This window comes from Vibrio sp. V03_P4A6T147 (genome assembly GCF_002241085.1).
GTDB lineage: Bacteria > Pseudomonadota > Gammaproteobacteria > Enterobacterales > Vibrionaceae > Vibrio > Vibrio anguillarum.
This window is the reverse complement of the sequence record NZ_NDIO01000209.1, coordinates 1-2,182: the sequence shown is the minus strand read 5'-3', so window position 1 is coordinate 2,182 and position 2,182 is coordinate 1. Positions and strand designations below refer to the sequence as shown.

1 protein-coding gene is annotated in these 2,182 nt (G+C 42.0%); it reads right to left on the bottom strand.

Annotated elements, in window-relative coordinates; translation table 11 throughout:
* Positions 1–324 precede the first annotated feature (324 nt).
* On the bottom strand, positions 325–2,182 hold a 1,858-nt coding region (locus tag B9J84_RS08335), incomplete at its 5' end, for a M4 family metallopeptidase (protein WP_094123934.1).

Sequence of the window (2,182 nt, the reverse complement as noted above, 5' to 3'; positions counted from 1 at the left end):
TTTTTCTCCTAGCGCTATATTTTGCCACCGCCGTTAACTTGCTTGTTTATTCTGTAGTCGCGGAGTAAATGCTGTTCAAAAAAAGCGCCCCAACCGGAGTAATGCCAGTCAGCTAAGCTGACTGGCATTACTCCGGTAAGTCTACCGAAAATTTGCACTCTATGTTTTTATATCCTAAATGTTAACACACACTTATGAGGTTCTGTTTCCATTTATTACATGGTTAGCTATATTAGTTCTTCCGCTGCATAAAAGCATGCCGATTGAGATCGAGTGATAAAAGTGGCACTTATATATGCTCAGATAATCTTTACAGCCACTGAATTACTTACAACTGCCTTGATAATTCCAATACCAATAATTATCAAGTGGATCGGCTCCCCAATTATCTTGAATTGCAGTAAATCGATGTCCGTAGTATTGAACTTGCATACCCGTAGGGTAGTAATAAGAAGGGGACCATTCGCTCAGAGTAGTACATAAATCTTGAGGTTCGGGTGGAGCGGGTAATAAACCTTCTGCAATCACAACAAGGTGAGTATCTACAGAACGGTCAGCACCAGTAACTAATACATAAATATCAGTTCCTTTTATACCACTAAAACCACAATATTCGTCATTAGTCTGATTACGAGAAACGCAATCAAAGTCATTCACTGATACAGGTCTATTAATGGCTACATAAAGATCAACGTTGCCATGACCATGGTATGTATAAACTGAGGCTTCATCTGTTGAAAGATTTTTCAGAACATAATGTTGTTCATTACCATAATTAGCATCGATGATTACTGGTTTATTACTCGATAATGTAACAATGTTAGGTTCTGGTTGTGGAGTAGGCTCTGGTTGGCTTGAACCACAGTTTTGTACTTGGATCCCAACTTGAGCAAAGGCGCTGCTTACAGCAGAGCTTTCATAACCGAGTTTATGCGCTGCTTTGCAAACGCCATCAGCACCTTGCTGAAAGTTTGAATTTGGTCGCCAATACAGTTGATTCGCCGTTGCATAAGCAATGAAGGCTTGCTTAATATTCCAGCCATGGCTGGTTGCAAGATGGTAAAACGCTTTGTTGAAAATCCCTGAGCTATGGTGGACGTCTATACCTTGATAATACTGGTTAATATGGTCAATCGAACTGCCGTCTCGACTTGGGCGAATGAAATAACGCATCGCGTCTGAATATTTCATCACGTGCTCACCCATCTTCCAGTTAAAGCTGCCATGAACATATTCACTTAATGCTGCGGCTGCAACATCAGAAAAGGATTCATTCATCCCGCCAGACATTCCACGATACTCTAAACCTGAATTTTGCTCAGTAAAGCCATGACTCACTTCATGTGCAATCACATCCCACGTCGCAAGTGGATACATTGATTGATTACCATCACCAAAGGTCATCTGACGGCCATCCCAGAATGCATTACCGTAGTTATAACCGTAATGAACACGCATAGTGAGTTTCTGCTGAATAGGTCGAGTATTGAGCCACTCCATATACATGTCAAAAACACGTTGGCCAAAATAGTGAGCGTCATTCATTGGTGCATAAGCTCCGTTAACAGCCCGATGGTTGTTGACGTGACAATCAAATTGATGGACCCATCCACCATACTCTTGATTATTCATATTGAGCGTAACAACATTAGCGCTATCCATGCGGCAGTCTTTGCTAACCTGGAAACCACCATATTTTGTATTAGCACCAAAGTAGTAGCGGCCACTTTTTTGATTACCGCCTGGGCCCTCGGCTTCAATAAAAGTCAGCCCCTCCCACTCATCAAGTATTTGTCCTGATTTAGCATCGACTAAGGAGATTGGGCGAGATGGGGTCATTCCGTTCTTAGAGAGAAAATCGACTTTATAGACCAAATAAGCGGTTTGCTGATCATCTACCCAAATCATCAATTCAGTCTGTGCATCCTGCACACTTGTAGCAGCAATACCTCGTAGCTTTCCTTTGGCGGCATCGATTGCTTGGTCAACATTAATCATCGGTAAAGTTGAACCAATATCTGATTCAATCCCCGTTAAGACATGGCCATCAATTGCCTTTGCAAAACCACGATTAGAAACATCTGTGACCACAAAATGACCATAGACCGGAAGCCCATAATGGAGCTGTTGTTTACGAACGAGTGTTTCCTGTCCTACTCTAACGACATTCGCATCACGATAG